This is a genomic window from Streptomyces sp. NBC_01210, from assembly GCF_036010325.1.
GTDB lineage: Bacteria > Actinomycetota > Actinomycetes > Streptomycetales > Streptomycetaceae > Streptomyces.
The window spans coordinates 3,032,352-3,050,297 of record NZ_CP108549.1 but is presented as its reverse complement, the minus strand read 5'-3'; the positions used below and the strand labels follow the sequence as shown (position 1 = coordinate 3,050,297).

At 72.8% G+C, this 17,946-nt stretch carries 10 protein-coding genes; 5 read left to right on the top strand and 5 right to left on the bottom strand.

What is annotated here, in order from left to right; all coding sequences use genetic code 11:
* Window positions 1-5 precede the first annotated feature (5 nt).
* From OG735_RS41925 to OG735_RS13795, 5 genes are read right to left on the bottom strand one after another with little or no spacing between them, the layout of a single operon-like run.
* Window positions 6-1,208, bottom strand: coding sequence for a vWA domain-containing protein (locus tag OG735_RS41925; protein ID WP_442812424.1), 1,203 nt, complete (start codon window positions 1,206-1,208; stop codon window positions 6-8).
* The gene (locus tag OG735_RS13810) at window positions 1,198-3,627 is read right to left on the bottom strand and encodes a DUF5682 family protein (protein ID WP_442812423.1); all 2,430 of its coding nucleotides are present in this window, start codon (window positions 3,625-3,627) and stop codon (window positions 1,198-1,200) included. Before OG735_RS13810 ends, OG735_RS41925 begins: the two co-directional genes overlap by 11 nt.
* A complete protein-coding gene (locus OG735_RS13805; RefSeq protein WP_327323467.1) occupies window positions 3,614-4,831 on the bottom strand; it encodes an ATP-binding protein in 1,218 nt (405 codons plus the stop codon). The genes OG735_RS13810 and OG735_RS13805 overlap by 14 nt, the downstream gene beginning before the upstream one ends.
* Window positions 4,828-9,819, bottom strand: a complete 4,992-nt coding sequence (locus OG735_RS13800; RefSeq protein ID WP_327323466.1) for a hypothetical protein — start codon at window positions 9,817-9,819, stop codon at window positions 4,828-4,830. Before OG735_RS13800 ends, OG735_RS13805 begins: the two co-directional genes overlap by 4 nt.
* The gene (locus OG735_RS13795; protein WP_327323465.1) at window positions 9,816-10,691 is read right to left on the bottom strand and encodes a DUF4132 domain-containing protein; all 876 of its coding nucleotides are present in this window, start codon (window positions 10,689-10,691) and stop codon (window positions 9,816-9,818) included. The genes OG735_RS13800 and OG735_RS13795 overlap by 4 nt, the downstream gene beginning before the upstream one ends.
* Window positions 10,692-10,841: 150 nt before the next feature.
* Here OG735_RS13795 and OG735_RS13790 point away from each other — a divergent pair, with 150 nt between their 5' ends.
* The 5 genes from OG735_RS13790 (at window position 10,842) to OG735_RS13770 (ending at window position 17,863) form a co-directional block, all read left to right on the top strand.
* Complete coding sequence (locus OG735_RS13790) at window positions 10,842-11,765, top strand: sirohydrochlorin chelatase (RefSeq protein WP_327323464.1); 924 nt, start codon at window positions 10,842-10,844, stop codon at window positions 11,763-11,765.
* Window positions 11,766-11,813: 48 nt separating this feature from the next.
* A complete protein-coding gene (locus tag OG735_RS13785; RefSeq protein WP_327323463.1) occupies window positions 11,814-13,151 on the top strand; it encodes a deoxyguanosinetriphosphate triphosphohydrolase in 1,338 nt (445 codons plus the stop codon).
* Between the two features lie 140 nt (window positions 13,152-13,291).
* Window positions 13,292-14,554: an NAD(P)/FAD-dependent oxidoreductase gene (locus tag OG735_RS13780; protein WP_327323462.1), complete on the top strand. Its 1,263-nt coding sequence runs from the start codon at window positions 13,292-13,294 to the stop codon at window positions 14,552-14,554.
* Between the two features lie 34 nt (window positions 14,555-14,588).
* Window positions 14,589-16,493, top strand: a complete 1,905-nt coding sequence (gene dnaG, locus OG735_RS13775; protein WP_327323461.1) for a DNA primase — start codon at window positions 14,589-14,591, stop codon at window positions 16,491-16,493.
* 116 nt (window positions 16,494-16,609) lie between these two features.
* Entirely contained in the window at window positions 16,610-17,863 is a 1,254-nt protein-coding gene (locus OG735_RS13770; protein ID WP_327323460.1) for an RNA polymerase sigma factor, read from the top strand.
* Window positions 17,864-17,946: the final 83 nt, after the last annotated feature.

Sequence of the window (17,946 nt, the reverse complement as noted above, 5' to 3'; positions counted from 1 at the left end):
TGTGGTCACCGGTGCGTACCTCCTACGCGCTCGCCGACCCAGCGGGCCAGCTCCAGGGGACTGAGTGCCGCGACCGGCATGCCCGCAGCCACCAGCCGGCCCGCCACGCCCGCCGAGTAGCGGGGCCTGCCCTCGTCGTCCAGCGAGGCGCAGCCCAGGACATGGCAGCCCGCGTCGACCAGCGTCCGTACCTCCGACAGCAGGGGGCCGACCGGCCCGCCCTCCTCGAAGTCGCTCACCAGGACGACGAGCGTGCGTGACGGCACCGTCACCAGCTCGCGCGCGTGGCGCAGGCCGCGCGCGATGCTCGTGCCACCGCCGACGCGTACCTCCAGGAGCAGGCTCAGCGGATCGTCCACATGGTCGGTGAGGTCGAGCACCTCGGTGGAGAAGGCGATGAAATGCGTGCTCAGGGCGGGGACTCCGGCCAGTACGGACGCGGTGAGCGCGGACCAGATCGTCGAGGCCTCCATCGAGCCCGACACGTCGACGACGAGGACCAGCCGCCAGTCGGCCGACCTGCGGGCCCGGGTGCGGAAGACGGGCCGCTCCGGGAGGACCGTGACCGTGCCGGTGTCCGGGTCGCGGCGGGCGGTCGCCAGGTTCGCGCGCAGGGTGCGCGGGAGGTCGAGCGGGCCGCCGGGGCGACGGGTGGGGCGCGGGTGGGCCAGGCCGGTGAGCGCGGGGCGCAGCCGGTTGGCGAGGGCCTCGGTCAACTCCCGTACGAGCCGGGCCACCAGGGGCCGCAGACGGGCGAGCTGCTGCTCGGGGAGACCGCCCGCGTAGGACAGGACGGTGCGCAGCAGCTCCATGGAAGGGCGGGCCGAGGCGGGGTCGAGCTCGAGTGCGGCATCGAGCCGGCCGGCGTCGGCGGCAGCGGCGAGCACCTCTTCGCGGACGCCGGGCCCGAAGAGCGCGGCGAGCTCGTCCGACCAGGCCCGTACATCGGGGTACGGAGCCTCGATCCCGCCGCCGCCCCCGAGACCGTCACCGTCCTCGCCACGGGAGCCCTCGCCCCGCCCGTGCCCGTACAACTCGTCGAGCGCGGCGGCAACTCGCGCGGCGTTGCCCGTCAACTCCCGCCCCCGCCCGAGAAGCAACCGCCACCGCTCCCCGGCCACGAGCCCGACGCCCGCACCGTTTTCCTCAGGACCGTCCGATCCGGCCCCCGGGTCACCGTCCGATCCGGCCCCCGGGTCACCGTCCACCGGAGCACCAAGGCTCTGATGTTCCGGAACCGGCGCATCCAACGTGCCGCGTCCCGCAGTCCCCTCGCACCGGCCCCCCCCGGACCTGGGGTTCCCGGGTCAGGCCTCTTGCCGCCAGTGCCTCCCTGCCCGCCAGGTCCGCCGTCGCCAGCAGGGCCAGCGTCGCCGGGTCTGTCACCGGGCCCTGGAGGGTGCCGGCGGCCGTACCCGTGCGGTCCTCCACCACCGACAGCAGCCGGGAACGGGCCGCGGGCGCGAGCGTGTCGAAGCCCGCCCGCAGTGCGGGCAGCCGGTTCAGGAACTCCCGGTCGGGCAGCGACTCCACCCGCTCCAGCAGCGGGTCCAGCGCCTTGCCCGTCTCCAGCAGCGGGCCCGCCGCGAGCAGTGTCCCGCGCAGAAACTCCGCCAGCCCCGCGCGCAGTTCCGGCGAGGTCGCGCCATCCGCGCGGGAGGCCAGGCGCTCCCCGAACTCTCCCGGGTCCCGCTGACCCTGCAGCACCCGTGCCGCGCCCGCCGCGCCCCGCATCAGCGGTGTCGCCCCCGAATCCAGCCGGGCCAGCGCGTCGGCGAGGCGCAGGCCGCCGCCCACCCCGGCGGCCCGGCAGGCGAGCGCGACGAGGGCGCGGGCGTCGTCCGGTGCGGTGGAGCCCGCGAGGCCGTCGAGCGCGCGGACCCCCGCCGCGGCCAGTTCCTCGTACGCCGCGTCGACGGCGTCCCGCTCCCATCCGGCGTCGAGCCCCGGCAGATGGCCGGATCTGATCCGGTCCAACAGGGCCATTCCGGCGAGCAGTTCGGGCAGCGCTCCGGTGGCCGGGAGCAGTTCGGCGGACTCCGCCAGCCGCTCCGCCGCCAGGTCCGGCAGGCCGCACCGCGCGGCCTCCGCCAGCCCGTCGACGACCTCGGCGGCGGTCGGCCCGCCCTGCCGCCGCTCATCGGCGCGCCGCTGCCGCAGCACTCCGGCGGCGGCCTGCTCGATGGTCACCCCGTGCAGGCCCGCCACATCGAGCATCGCGGCCGTCGACGGGGACCAGGCGACGGCCCAGCGTGTGGTCAGCGCGGCGGCGTCGCCGACTCCCGCGACCGCGGACTCCTCGCCGTACGGGACGCGGCAGACCGCGAGCCGCCGCAGAGTGATCTCGCGGCGCCGGTCGAGCTCGGAGCGGAGCATGTCCAGGCGCAGCTCGCGCCGCTCGGGCGCGTCCGGCACGGGCAGCTTCAGCTCGCCGAGCAGCGTCTCGACGGCGGGCCCGAGCCCGGAACGCGGTGTCCCCGGCGCCAGCCGCCCATGCCGTCGCCCGACCAGCACCCGCTCCATGGCGGCGGCCACCACGCGGCCCCGCCCCAGCAGCCGGCCCTGCGTGAGCACGGTCTGCGCAGCCTCCGCCAGCTCGCCCCGCCCGGCCGCCGGCAGCCCGCGCAGCGACGCCAAGTCCCGGGCGACGCGGACCACTTCGCGGGCATCGGCGGGCCCGCTCGGGTGACCGGTATCCCGTACAGCCGCACATATCCGTACGGCGGTGGAGGTCAGCAGGTCGTCCAGCAGGCCGGGATCGCCCGCCGCCTGGAAAACACCGCGCTGCCACTCCGGGTCCCGGATGCCTGCGGGATAGCCGGAACGCTCGTCGAGCAGCGCGTACGAGTACGGCACCAGCGAGGTGACGACCTCGGCGCCACCCGGCCGAGGCGACTGGGGCAGACCGCTCTCGGCACCGGAGCCCGCCGTCAGCGCCGGCGCGTGAAACGCGCCGATCACCGCGGCCGCGCGCCGCCCAGCATGCTCGGGATCCGCCAGCCGGCGCCGCATGTTCGCCTCGCGCCGCAGGTCGTACGGATCCACCGCACCCGCACCCGCGTCCGTCCGCAGTGCCCACCCCACCAGCAGTGCGGCGCGCCGCAGCGCTTCGGGCCCGGAGCCGGGAGCGGTCGCCTCGACCAGCCGGTCCCACAGGTCGCCGCCCGGCCGGCCACCGGCTCTCGCACGCAGCGCCGCCGTGAGCGAGCCCGCACCGGGACCTGCGTCCCGCGCCTCCTCGTCGGCAGGACCTCGCGCCGCCAGCGGGAGATCGAACGGCACCACCTCCACACCCGCCTCCCGCGCCCAGCGGATCGCCGCCAGCTCCGGCGAGAACTCCGCGAACGGCAGAAACACCGGACCGGCGCCACCTTCGCCCCCGCTGCCCGCCAGCGCGACCGGCGGCACCGTCGCCGGGTCGGCAAGGTGCTCCAGCCACGGCGCGAACTCCTCCGGCAGCTCGATGAACAGCACCTCCGGCGCCGCCTGAGCCAGCAGTGCGGGCACGGCTGCCGCGAGCGCGGGGGAGTGGTGCCGTACCCCGATCAGATACGGGTCACGGCACCCGGCAAGTTCAGCCAGCGCTTCCTCTGGAGCTTGCTCAGGGGCCTGCTCAGGTGAGCTCATCGCGCAGCTCCCACAGCGTCCGCCACAGCGGTGCGCCGCCCTCGGCCCGCCGCCGCACGGGCCCGTCCCAGTACCCCAACAGCCGTGCGTGGTCGGCCGGGTCGTCCTTGCGCACCGTGCCGAGGAGATGCCCCGGCAGTGTGCGTACGACATCCCGCCCGTCGCTCAGATACACCGCACCCAGCCCCATCGACGTGGCCACATGGACCGCCTCCGCCGTCGACATGACCGTTGACGGCCGCTCGACCTCCCAGCCCTCCGCGCTGCGCCCGGTCCGCAGATCCCGGAAGGCCGTCACCAGCGCCTCCAGCACCGTCTCGTCCACCCCGAACGGTGCGCCGGAGCGCGCCAGCGCCGCCGTGGCCTGCCCGCGCACCAGCTCCGTCTCGGCGTCGAGGTCGCCGATCGGGCCGACCTCCTCGAAGTTGAAGCGGCGCTTCAGCGCGGCGGACATCTCCGAGACGCCCTTGTCACGGAGGTTGGCCGTGGCGATCAGCGTGAAGCCGGGCACGGCGTGCACGGTCCCGTCCGCTCCCTCCGTCCCCTCGGTGCCGTCCCCGCCCGCGAGTCCTGTCAGTTCCGGCACGGACATCCGGCGCTCGGAGAGCAGCGAGACCAGTGCGTCCTGCACCTCGGGCAGACAGCGGGTGACCTCCTCGATCCGGGCGACCGCGCCCCGCGTCATCGCGGTCAGCACCGGAGAGGGCACCAGGGCCTCGCGGCTCGGCCCCTTGGCGAGGAGCATCGCGTAGTTCCAGCCGTACCGCAGCTGGTCCTCGGTGGTGCCGGCCGTTCCCTGCACGGTGAGGGTGCTGCTGCCGCACACGGCTGCGGCCAGCAGTTCGGAGAGCATCGACTTGGCCGTGCCCGGCTCGCCGACGAGCAGCAGCCCCCGCTCGCCCGCGAGTGTCACCACACACCGCTCCACCAGTGCCCGGTCGCCCACGAACTTCCGTGAAACGACCAGCTGCTGCCCCTCCGCCGTCCGCAGCGGCTCGCCGTCGGAACCGCAGACGAACAGCACCGCCGCGCGTGGCGTCATCCGCCATCCCGGCGGCCTCGGCCCGCCGTCGTACGCAGCGAGGAAGCTCAGCTCCTCGCCGTACCGGTCCTCCGGCAGCTCCACCTGCCGCGCCGCGCCCCCCGCGACGCTGCTCTTCGCGACCTTGCTCTTCGCGACCCTGTTCCCCGCGCCCGCGCTCATCGCGAACCTCCCCTGCCGCTACGTCCCCTGAACTCCTCGAACCCCGGCGCATCGCCTTCCACGACCCGCCGCCATGCCGCCGCGTACAGCTGCGCCACCGGACGGTCCGGCACCACGAAGCCGTACAGATCCCACGGCACGATCGCCGTCTTCCAGCTCTCCGCCGGCAGCCGCGGTGTCCTCTGCTCCAGCCAGCCGCCGGGCAGGAAGAGCGAACGCCCGGCGCGCGCCCGCTTTGCCTCCACCGCCAGGTCGGTGGCGGCCAGTTCGGCCCGCGCCTTCTTGAGCCGGGCAGGCTTCCAGCCGGTCCACTCCGCCTGATTGCGGTCGGTCGGATCGGGCAGGGCCAGCAGCATCAGATAGAGCGCGGCCGCGTCCTCGGAGAGGCCGAACCGCTCCGCCGCCGCTGTCACCAGCTCCGGCACGCTGTGCGGCGGATACTGCGCCGCCCCCGCCTGTCCGTCGGCCGTGACCAGCGCCGTGAACTCCTCGCTCAGCACCGTACGCAGCGCCTTCAGCGCCGGCTTCTCGCCCGCCGTCGCGGCTAGCTGCTTCAGCGCCGGATGATCCGGACCTCCGCTCGCGCCGTCCACGAGGGCCGCCGACCGCACCCACACCGAATCCCACTCCGAGCGGTACCGCATCGGCGCAAGCACCACCGCGTCCGAGACCTCGACCAGCCCGTCCTTCGCGCTGTCGCGCTTGAGCGGCAGTCCATACGCCTCCCGCAGCCGCACCGAGGTCGCGCTGCCCTCCGTGTCCCAGTCCACGCCGAGGTCCAGCAGCAGCCCGGGGTCGGCGAGCCGCTCACGCACCATCCGCAGCGTGACCGGCAGGACCGCGCGCAGCGGATCGCCGTACGGCAGCCGGTACGCGAGCCAGCGCAACATGGCCACATAAGTACTCAGGGTGGATCCGGTGAGCAGCTTCTCCGGCTCCGCCGGGACCAGCCCGTCGTCGCCGTGGCGCTGCTCGGTACGGCCGGTGAGCTCGGTCTTCGCCTCGGGGTTGAGCACGTGGTCGAGGATCGGTCCTGTACCGATTTCGGCCACCGCCCGTGTGATCAGCCAGGCGGGCGTGACGCGTCGCTTGCCGCGCGCCGCCAGCCAGGCCCGGGTGAGCGGCTCCAGATCGAACCCCTTTGTCCACAGCTCCGCCACCCGCTGCGCCTCGGCCGGCACCAACAGGCCGGTGTACAGCTGCCGTTCCGCGGGTGACAGCGAGCCCAGCACTCCTCGCCCGGCCTGCGCCTCGGCGCTCTTCGCTCCCAGCGGCGCCAGATACTCGGCGGAGAGCAGGCCGTGCCGGCCGTACGTGGTGACGCCCGGCAGCCCGAGCAGCAGCAGCGCACCCGTGACCGCCCCGACGCCGACCTCTTCGGCGAACTCCTGTGCCTGCTCCGGCCGGTACTGCAGCGGGCCGTGTTCCCGTATCCCGTCCACCATCCGGCGCACCGAGGCCGCCCGCAACGGATCGTCGGCCGCGCCCAGCACATCCGACTCGGCGAGCGTGAAGTCGTCCCAGGCGCCGAAGGCCCCGGCCGGGTCGTACTCGATGCCGTTCCAGTACGCGTACTTGTCCTCGATCCGCTGACAGGCGACGATCAGCAGCCGCCGCGCCCCCGAGTGCCGGACCTCACCCAGCAGTTGATCGCTGTGGGCGGGCCGTGCGATCCGCAGCTGCACGATCCGCAGCCGACCGCGCGGATCGACGAGTACCGAGTCGCCGTCCGCCCTCACCTCCAGCACCGCGTCGAGGAACTCCAGCAGCGCCGCGCGGTCCGTCTCACTCGTCGTCGGGGAGGCCGCACGTACGGCGAGCGCCGACATACCGGGCCCCGGAAGCGTCAGCCACCCCACGCCGGTGCCCGTCAGCGCCACCTTCCCGGCACCGGTCTCAGGTGTCAGCACCCGTTGCAGCAGCCGGAGTTGGTTCACGCACGTGGTGGTGTCCCGCTCCCAGTAGCGGTGGTGGCCATAGAAGTGCCGGGAGCCCATGAAGCCGTCGAATGCTTCGCGCAGCGCGCCGTCGAGCGCATGCCGTACCCGCTGCTCCTGCGCCTCGGCCGCGTCCGGCTTCTGCCGCTCTTTGGCCGCCCGCTCGGCGAACACACCGATGCGCTTGCCGTGCCGTACCGCCTCCTCGACCAGACCGGCCACGCCTGCCACCAGCCCGGGATGGGTGACCTCCGGCAGCAGTTTCCGTACGGCCGCGTCCGGCTTCGCACCGTCCGCGACAGCGCTCAGAAGTGCCTTCGCGTCCGCCTCCGTCACCGCCCGCAGAGCCGCCGAACCCCGCTCGTCGCGCGGCCGCAGCGCATGCCAGTAGGTGATCGGCGGAACCAGCGGAGTACCCGCCGCGTGTGCCCCGCCCCGGTCGCCCTCCTTGAACACGGCCAGGCAGATGCCCTCGGAGTCGTACAGGGCGAGCTGCCCGTCGAAGCCGCGAGACTCGCGCGGATGCAGTACGGCCCCGCCCGGCAGCCGCAGCGGCGGTAGCGGAATGCCGTGCGTGAGGTGCTCGATGCTGCTGCCTCGCGGGAGCTCCACCGCCGGGCTGCGGCTGCCGTCCACCGAGCAGGCGGTGAGCGTCCGCGCCTGCGCGTCGTACCGCACCCACCAGCCGAGCAGCCCGTCCTTGCTGCCGAACGGCGAGGACTCCAGGCCCGGTTGTACGGGCAGCAGGCGGCAGGCCCTCTCCAGCAGGCTGCGCTGTCCGTGCGCGCTGCCCGCTCCTTCGGCGAGCGCCGAGTCGAAGAAGGCCGGCAGCGAGATCCGGCCCCTGCGGGCCGACTCGGGGTCGTAGTCCCACCACTGGCCCTGGTGCAGCACCCACATCGAGATGCCGTCCGAGGCGACCGGCCGCTGCTCCGCCGCGAACGAGGTGTCGCCCGCGTGGACGGGCCGCCCGCCGAAGGTGCGGCTGCCGTCGGGCAGTGCCAGCGTCGGATTCTGGAACGAGGTCCAGTGGTCCCTCAGGTCGCCGTCCGGCTTGAACACCTCGGCGGGCCGTCCCGACCAGCGCGCCCGGCGGTCGGCGCCATGGCCGTTGGCGACCAGCCACTGGCCGCCCACATAACGGACCGTCGGCACATCCCAGGAGGACGACGACCGCACCGGCAGCGTGAGTGTCTGCCGGTCCAGCACGCCGTTCGGCCCCACCGCCGCGACGCGCGTCCCGACCCGGACGACCAGCGCGGGCCAGGCGTCCGCGAGCCGGTACCACTCGTCGGCCAGATAGCCGTGCCGCTGCCCGGAGGCCATGGGATTGACCTTGCCGAGCTCCGGAAGCGCCTCCTCCAGCGCGGGCCAGCCCAGCTCGTCGAGAATGCCCGCGCGCAGTGTGCGGGCCAGCGCACCGGCCGGGGAGACGGCGGCGATACGGTCCACTGCCTCGGGCGCCGCCGCCAGCACGGACGGTGCGGAGAACTTCGTCAGCCGGCCCAACAGGCCGTCAAGGCCCGGCAGTCCGAGCGGCTGCGACAGATCCTCGGCCCGGTCGGCCAGCCAGCCCGCGAGCACCGCACGCAGCGCCGGATGGTCCGCGATCCGGTTCAGCTGCGCCGACGCCTCGTTGGTGCCGGCCGCCCGCTCCACGCCGCCGCGCAGCAGCGGCGCAAACCGTGAATCGGCGGCCAGCGCCGTCAGATCCCTGCGCCCCTCACCCTCGTCGGACAGCCACGGCCCCAGCTCCAGGTTCTCCATCGCGTCCGACGGTGCCTCGACCGGCACCCCCAGGGCCAGACACGTGTCGAGGAGATCCAGGTCGACGGTGGTGCGCCAGCCGCCGCCGCGCAGCAGTTGCAGTGGTGTGCCGTCCGCGACCAGCCGGTCCGCCAGCCGCTCCACCAGGGTCAGTTCGGCCGCGAGCCGATTCATGCCGCGCCAGCCCCGCTGCCGGTGCCTGGCCCAGGACGACAGCCACTCGGCCGCCGGAACCGTCCCGTCCAGCAGCAGCCCGATGGCCCCGCACCGGTCCAGCAGCGACAGCCAGGCCTCGTCGAACTCCGCCGGGCTGTCGCCGCCCACCGCCGGCAGCAGCGCCAGCAGCCGCTCCCGTACCGCCATATCCTCGGCTGCGATATGAGCCAGGGCCGGCAGCGCCGACTTCCAGAAGCTCGCCGCCGCGCGGTTCATCGCCCCGGTGTGGATGATCTCCGCGATCAGCGCACGCTCCTCGGCGGCCGCGTCCAGACCCGCGCCCTTCGCGAGGCGCCGCAGATCCTCCACCATGCCCGCGTACGGAGTGAGTCCGGCCGCGCACCGCTCCAGCGACACCGTCCTGAACTGCGCGTACGCCTCCGGTGACGCCAGCCGGGCCGCCAGCCCCTTGGCGTACTCCCGCAGCGCCTTGCCGCTCAGTGCGCCCGCACCCGCGAACTCCAGGAAGACCTCCCGCAGCCGCTCCTCGTCGACCGCCAGCGCGTGCCGCTGCTCCGCCGCCCGCGCCTTGCCGAAGTACACCGCGGCGTGCTGCCGCGACTCGGCGGCCAGGAACAGCCGCGCCGCCTGCTCGTAGAAGGTCGGCAGGAAGTGCGGTACGGAACGGTCCAGCCGCGCACCGATCTCGTCGAAGCCTTCCTTGGCGAGCCCCGGCTTGGTCGTGACGAGCCGCGCGAGCCGTTCCATCTCCTTGACCACGGCGAGCGCGTGATGCCCGTTCTCCGGGTCGTGGACCAGTGCCCAGGCGGGGAAGCCGAGCGACTGCCGCTTCACCCGTCCCACCGGCGCCGACCCGGAGGGGGTGAAGCCCAGATACTCCAGGGCGAGATCCTCGGCGGGGCCGATCGCCTCCGGGACCAGCCGCACCACCGTGCGCCCATCGAGCGCCGGATGTCCGTACGCCCGCGCCGTCAGCTTGTCGCCCTGAGCCTGTATCTGTCCCTCGTCGCCAGGTCCCGCACCGTCGCCCGCGCCGAGCGGCAGCACCGCCCCGGCCTCCAGCAGTCCGTTCACCGTTCCCCCCGCCGTGCTTCCCGCGCCGCTCACAGCAGCCCCTCCTCGTCACCCGCGGCCACCCGGCCCGCGTACACCAACGCGGCCATCCGCTCGCCCTCCGACCAGGCGACCGGCCCCACCTCGGCGAGCGGCAGCCGACGGCCGTCCTTGTCCCGCCACTCCAGCGGGCCGGTCAGCGCCTCCAGATCCGGATAGTCGTCCCCCAGCCAGTACGCCGCCTCGAGCGGCCGGCCGTCCTCCACCAGAGGGCAGACCGCCTGGCCGCCGCGCACCCGGTAGCCGAGTGAGACAGCGCGCGTCGTGGCGTGCCGCAGCTGCTCGAACTTTCCGTTGGCGTACGCCTGCCAGTCCTGGCCCCGCACATCCTCGGGCCGCCGCCACACCTCGCGGAACAACTGCTCCACGCCCTGCTCGACCCCCAGCTCCACCGCGAACTCCCGCAGATTGTCGAGGTCTTCGAGGAGCACGGGATGCGGGATCAGCACGGTCTCGCAGTCCAGCCGCACCGAGTCCCCGTCCAGATCGACGATCCCCGCGCCCTTCTGCGCATCCGCGTCCCGCAGAAACCCGGCGCGCTCCATATCGGCCGTCCCGTCCGCCGCCACCGGCGCCACCACAAGATCGCGCAGCGCCGCCTGCCATGCCGTGTCCGGCCACACCCGGGCCAGCAGCCCCACCGGCACCGGCAGCGAGCGCACCAGCCAGGTGTCCACCTGCTCGCGGCAGTCCCGTTCGTGCCGCTCCAGCCACTCGGCCAGCTGCCGCAGCCGCACGACCTCGGCGTCGTCCCGCAGCTTCGCCGGCACCTGCTTCAACGCGCGCCCGGCAGCGTTCCTGCACAGCACCTTGGTGCCGTCCAACGTGACGGCGTATCCGCCGCTCTCCGTCTCGATCCAGCCCATGGCAAGACCGCCTCCCCGACGTTCCGGTTCCGATGTCGATCACAGTAGGTGACGGGTCTGACAACGCCGGCGGGCAGCCGGTGAGCCCGTGGAAAACACCCGTCACCCTCACGCAACGACCCGGCAACCTGCGCCCGTCAGGATCGGTTCATGACGGAGTCGGCACACGTTCGTGAGTCTCTGCCCCTCGACACCACCGCGCAGCTTCTTACACGCATCACGGCCCAGCTCGGCACCCAACTCAGCCACGTCACACTGAACGGAACCCGCAGGCCCATGCCCCCGACCGACCGGCAGCCCACCCTCGTCGCAGTCGCCCACGGCAGCCGCGACCCGCGCGCCCTGCGCGCCGTGACCACGCTCCTCGACCGGGTCCGCGAACTGCGTCCCGAGCTCGACGTCCGCCTCGGCCACATCGAGCTGAACGAGCCGCTGCTCTCCGCCACGCTCGCCACGCTCGGCGGCGAAACCCGCGAAACCCGCGAGGTGCGCGACGGGCTGAGCGGAGCCAGAGCCGTCCTCGTACCGCTGATGCTGAGCCGCGGCTACCACGTCAAGCACGATCTGCCGCAGGCCGCCGCGGCCGTCCCCGGCGCGGACATACGCATAGCCGCCCCGCTCGGCCCGCACCCCCTCCTCGTCGAGGCGCTCTGTTCCCGTCTCGCCGACGCGGGCTGGCGCCCCGAGGACGGCACCAGCCGCAGCGCCGGAGTCGTCCTGGCCGCCGCCGGATCCCGTGACCCGGACTCGGTCGCCGACGCCCGCCGCACCGCCGACCAGCTCAGCGAGCGCCTCGGCGGCGTGCCCGTCGTCCCCGCGTACGCCTCCGCCGTCTCGCCCACCGTCCCGGCGGCCGTGCGCGCGCTCACCGCCCGTGGCCGCCACCGGATCGCCGTCGCCTCCTACTTCGCGTCCCCCGGCCTCTTCGCCACCCGCAGCGCCGCCGTCGCGCCATGGATCGCCGCCGCCCCGCTCGGTGCGCACCCGGCCCTGGCCCGGCTGCTGCTGCAGCGTTACGACGAGGCCGTGACCACTGCGTACGCCCCTCAGCGGCGCGAACTCACTCCGGCGTAGCCCACCCGCAGCCACCCGGCTGTCACCGGCTCCGGTTACCTTCGGTGCATGGAAGGCACCACCAGCACCACCTCATACGACCCCGCCGGCCACGACGTGTACGACGAGGCTGCCACCGCGCGCTGGGCCACCGAGCCCGACAAGCGTCCGGGCCGCACGGCCTTCCAGCGGGACCGCGCGCGCGTGCTGCACTCCTCCGCGCTGCGCCGCCTCGCCGGCAAGACCCAGGTGGTGACCCCCGGCACACGCAACCAGGCATGGGACGCCAGCCCGCGCACCCGGCTCACCCACTCCCTGGAATGCGCCCAGGTCGGACGGGAACTGGGCGCGGCCCTCGGCTGCGACCCCGATCTGGTGGAGGCCGCCTGCCTGGCCCACGACATGGGCCATCCGCCCTTCGGGCACAACGGCGAGCAAGCGCTCAACGACTTCGCCAAGGACTGCGGCGGCTTCGAGGGCAACGCCCAGTCGCTGCGGCTGCTGACCCGTATCGAGCCCAAGCGGTTCGTCCACAGCGAGGCCGTGACATCCGCCGCCGCGGCGGGCGGCGAACTGGTCAGCGTCGGCCTCAACCTCACCCGGGCAGCCCTGGACGCCGCCACCAAATACCCCTGGCCGCGCGGCGGCCACCCCACCGATCCCGGCTCGGGCAAATTCGGCGTGTACGAGGACGATCTGCCGGTCTTCGAATGGGCCCGCCAGGGCGCGCCTGCGTACCGCAAGTGTTTCGAGGCCCAGGTCATGGACTGGTCCGACGACGTGGCGTACTCCGTGCACGATTTCGAGGACGGTCTGCACGCCGGCCATCTCGACCCCCAGCTCCTCCTCGCCGAGCCGGAGCGGAGCGACATCTGGGCGGTGGCGATCGGACGCTACGTACCTCGGGACACCGATCCGCAGGAGCTGGCCGAGGCCCTCGACCGGCTCGTCGGCCAGGAGTGGTGGCCGCACCACTACGACGGCTCGGCCGTCGCGCAGGCCCGGCTGAAGGACGCGACGAGCCAGCTCATCGGCCGTTTCTGTCTCGCCGCCGAGGCCGCGACACGTCAGGCGTACGGATCGGGGCGGCTCACGCGGTACGCCGCCGAGCTGGTCGTCCCGCGCGCCACCCGCAACGAATGCGCGGTACTCAAGGCCGTCGCCGACCGCTATGTCATGCAGCGCGCCGAACAGGAGGCCATCCGCGCCGACCAGCGCATCGTGCTGGCCGAGCTGGCCGAGGCGCTCACGGCCCGTGCCCCCGAGAGCCTCGACCCGCAGTTCCGTGCCCTGTTCGACGCCGCGCCGGACGACCGGGCGCGCAAGCGGGTGATCGTCGACCAGCTCGCGTCCCTCACGGACGCATCCGCGCGTACGCTCCACACCCAGCTCACGGCCCGCCGCTGAGCAGCCCGGAGCGCCTTGGCGGTGCCTGGGCGGCACGTCCGAGATGGCACGCCCGGGGACCACTCCCTCTTCCGCCATCACGCTCCGTGCGGGACGCTCGCTGAAGGCTGAACGGCGTAGAAGCAAAGAGGAGGCATCAAGTGGTCGACGCACATCGGACATTCGTCATCGTCGGCGGTGGACTGGCCGGAGCCAAGGCCGCCGAGACCCTCCGCGCCGAAGGGTTCACCGGACGAGTGATCCTCATCGGTGACGAGCGCGACCACCCCTATGAACGCCCGCCCCTGTCCAAGGGCTATCTGTCGGGCAAGGAGGAGCGCGACAGCGTCTTCGTCCATGAACCCGCCTGGTACGCGCAGGCCGACGTCGAGCTGCACCTCGGCCAGACCGTCGTCGCCATCGACCGCGACGCCAAGTCCGTACGGATGGGCGAGGGCACCGTCCTCCACTACGACAAACTCCTGCTCGCCACCGGCGCCGAGCCGCGCCGCCTCGACATCCCCGGCACCGACCTGGCCGGCGTCCACCATCTGCGCCGCCTCGCCCATGCCGACCGGCTGCGCCAGGTGCTCACGGCCCTGGGCCGCGACAACGGCAAGCTGGTCATCGCGGGTGCGGGCTGGATCGGTCTGGAGGTCGCGGCGGCCGCCCGCGGCTACGGCGCCGAGGTCACCGTCGTCGAACCGGAGGCCACCCCGCTTCACCAGGTCATCGGCCCCGAGCTGGGCCAGGTCTTCACCGAGCTGCACCGTGAGCACGGTGTCCGCTTCCACTTCGGCGCCCGCCTGACCGAGATCACCGGGCAGGACGGCATGGTGCTCGCTGTCCGTACCGACGACGGCGAGGAACACCCGGCCCACGACGTCCTCGCCGCGATCGGAGCCGCCCCCCGCGCCGCACTCGCCGAAAGCGCCGGCCTCGCGCTCGCCGACCGGGGCCACGGCGGCGGTATCGCCGTCGACGCGGGCCTGCGCACCTCCGACCCCGACATCTATGCCGCGGGCGACGTCGCGGCCGCCCACCATCCGCTCCTCGACTCCCGGCTGCGCGTGGAGCACTGGGCGAACGCCCTCAATGGCGGACCCGCCGCCGCCCGCGCGATGCTCGGCCAGGACGTTTCGTACGACCGCATCCCGTACTTCTTCTCCGACCAGTACGACCTGGGCCTGGAGTACTCCGGCTGGGCGCCGCCCGGCTCCTACGACCAGGTCGTTCTCCGCGGCGACGTCGGAAAGCGGGAGTTCATCGCGTTCTGGCTGAAGGACCGCAGAGTGCTTGCCGGGATGAACGTCAATGTGTGGGACGTCACCGATCCCATCCAGCAGCTGATCCGCAGCGGAACACCCGTGGACCCCGAGGCCCTCGGCGACCCGTCCGTACCGCTGACATCCCTCAACAGCTGACGGGAGTGTCACAGCGCCACCGTAGACTTCACGCGTGGCAGGCAGGATCAACGATGACGACGTGAAGGCGGTACGGGACGCGGTCCCGATCGACGCCGTCGTTTCCGAGTACCTCCAGCTGCGCAATGCAGGCGGCGGAAACCTCAAGGGTCTCTGCCCCTTCCACGACGAGAAGTCCCCCTCCTTCCAGGTCAGCCCGAGCAAGGGTCTCTTCCACTGCTTCGGCTGCCAGGAGGGCGGCGACACGATCGCCTTCGTGATGAAGATCGACCATCTCACCTTCTCGGAGACGGTCGAGCGCCTCGCCGCGACGGCGGGCATCACCCTGCGCTACGAGGAGGGCGGATACAACCCCACTCATCAGCGCGGCGAGCGCATCCGCCTGGTGGAGGCGCACAAGATCGCGGCGCAGTTCTACATCGAGCAGCTGGAGACCGGCTCCGAGGCCGAGACCGGCCGCAAGTTCCTCGCCGAGCGCGGCTTCGACCAGGCCGCGGCCCAGCACTTCAGCGTCGGCTACAGCCCGCAGGGCTGGGACCACCTCACCCGCTTCCTGCGCGGCAAGGGCTTCAGCGACAAGGAGCTGATCCTCTCCGGCCTCTCCCAGGACGGCCGCCGCGGCCCCATCGACCGCTTCCGCGGCCGGCTGATGTGGCCGATCCGCGACATCTCCGGCGATGTCGTCGGCTTCGGCGCGCGCAAGCTGTACGAGAGCGACAACGGCCCGAAGTACCTCAACACGCCTGAGACGGGCATCTACAAGAAGTCCCAGATGCTGTACGGCATCGATCTCGCCAAGAAGGAGATCGCCAAGACCAGCAGGGCCGTGGTCGTCGAGGGCTACACCGACGTCATGGCCTGCCATCTCGCCGGCGTCACCACCGCCATCGCGACCTGTGGCACGGCCTTCGGCGGCGACCACATCAAGATCCTTCGCCGGCTGCTGATGGACAACGCCACCGCCGAGGTCATCTTCACCTTCGACGGCGACGCGGCAGGCCAGAAAGCCGCGCTGCGAGCCTTCGAGGACGACCAGAAGTTCGCCGCGGAGACCTCCATCGCGATCACGCCGGGCGGTATGGACCCCTGCGAGCTGCGCCTCGCGGAGGGCGACGACGCGGTGCAGAAGCTGGTCGAAACCCGCACGCCGCTCTTCGAGTTCGCGATCCGCCACAGCGTGATGCGCCACAACCTCGAGACGCCCGCGGGCCGGGCCGCCGCGCTGGACGAGTCCGCGCCGATCGTCGCCGGCATCAAGAACATCGCCATCCAGCACGAGTCGGCGGTGCAGCTCGCCGGCATCCTCGGCATCCTCGACACCCAGTTCGTCGTCAAGCGCGTCGCCCAGCTGGCGCGCTGGGCCCGCGACCGCGGCGGCCGCGGCCCGGCGACGCCGTCCCGCGCCCCGCAGTCGTACGAGCAGCAGGGCGCCCCGCGGACCCCGGCGGGCCCCGCCCTCAATCTGCGCAGCCCCGCCCACCGCACCGAACGCGAGCTGCTCAAGCTCGCGCTCCAGCACCCGGGCCTGGTCTCCCCGGCCTTCGACGCGTACGGCGTCGACGAGTTCACCGCCCCGCCGTACGCCGCGGTCCGCCAGACCATCGCGGAGGCGGGCGGCGCCGAACAGGGCACCCAGGACAGCCCCGACTACCTCGCCGGGGTCCGCGACGCCGCACCGAACGACACGGTGCGGGCCATGGTCACCGAGCTCGCCGTGGAAGCCATCCACGCCAGGACGGTCGACGAGACCTACGCCGGCACACAGTTGGTCCAGGTCCGCCTGCGCGCGGTCGACCGCCGCATCGGCGACGTCCAGGGCACCCTCGCCCGCCTCGGCCCGAACGCCGACCCGGAGCACCACACGGCCGTGGCGAACGAACTCTGGGTGCTCCAGCAGTACGCCCAGTCCCTCCGCAACCAGGGCGCGGACGCTCTCTAGCCCATCTCCAGCCCATCTCCAGCCCCCTTCGGTAACCACCCGGTCACGCACGGGACTCAAAAAGTCACCGCACGCCCCTCGTGGCAGCGATGTGTCGTACCCCACACTGGGGTGCGGTGCCTGAGTCCTCGGAGCGCGGCCGGTCCACTCGCAGTGGGCCCCTGACCCCCGCGGATCCGCTCATCGTGTACGGGACGGAAAGCGGCCCGGCCGCCTCCGTCCCGCTGCCGCACGCCCCCGAACCGGCAGCGATCACCCTGGAGGTCGCCCCCGTGCAGACCCAGACCCTGACCGAGACCGACTCTGTCGCGGCCGTCTCCGCGCAGGTCCCCGCGCAGAGCCGGGCCGTACATCACCCCGAGGCGGTACCAGAAGCGGTCCCGGAGACCGTTGTCGAGGATCCGGTGGAAGTGCCCGAACCTCCCGGGTCGCGGGCCGGCAGCCGGGCGGACAGCGGTGGGCCCTCGTCCGATCTCTTCCGGCAGTATCTGCGGGAGATCGGCAGGATTCCCCTGCTCACAGCCGTCGAGGAGGTCGATCTCGCGCGTCGCGTCGAGGCAGGCCTGTTCGCCGAGGAGAAGCTCCTCAGCACTCCCGACCTGGACTCCCAACTCGCCATCGATCTGGACAAGTTGGTCGTCATGGGCCGGATGGCCAAGCGCCGGCTGATCGAGGCCAACCTCCGGCTCGTCGTCTCCGTCGCCAAGCGCTATGTCGGCCGCGGACTGACCATGCTCGACCTCGTCCAGGAGGGAAACCTGGGCCTGATCAGGGCAGTCGAGAAGTTCGACTACGCCCGCGGCTACAAGTTCTCGACCTACGCGACCTGGTGGATCCGCCAGGCCATGTCCCGGGCCCTCGCGGACCAGGCACGCACCATCCGGGTGCCGGTCCATGTCGTCGAGCTGATCAACCGGGTCGTACGGGTCCAGCGCCGGATGCTCCAGGAGCGCGGCTACGAACCCACCCCCGAAGAGGTCGCCATCCACCTCGACCTGCCCTCCGAGCGGGTCAGCGAGGTGCTGCGGCTCGCCCAGGAGCCGGTCTCCCTGCACGCCCCGGTGGGGGAGGAGGACGACGTCGCACTCGGCGATCTCATCGAGGACGGCGACGCCGCGTCCCCCGTGGAGTCCGCCGCCTTCCTGCTGCTGCGCGAGCACCTCGAGGCGGTCCTCTCCACCCTCGGCGAGCGCGAACGGAAAGTCGTCCAGCTGCGGTACGGACTGGCCGACGGCCGGCCGCGCACGCTCGAAGAGATCGGCCGGATCTTCGGCGTGACACGCGAACGTATCCGCCAGATCGAATCCAAGACCCTCAACAAGCTGCGCGACCACGCCTTCGCCGACCAACTGCGCGGCTACCTGGACTGATGCGCCTCAATCGCCGGCGGGGCTCCTGTTGCGGCTCCGCCCCAAGCCCCGCTACTCAAACGCCGGAGGGGCTGAGTTTCGCC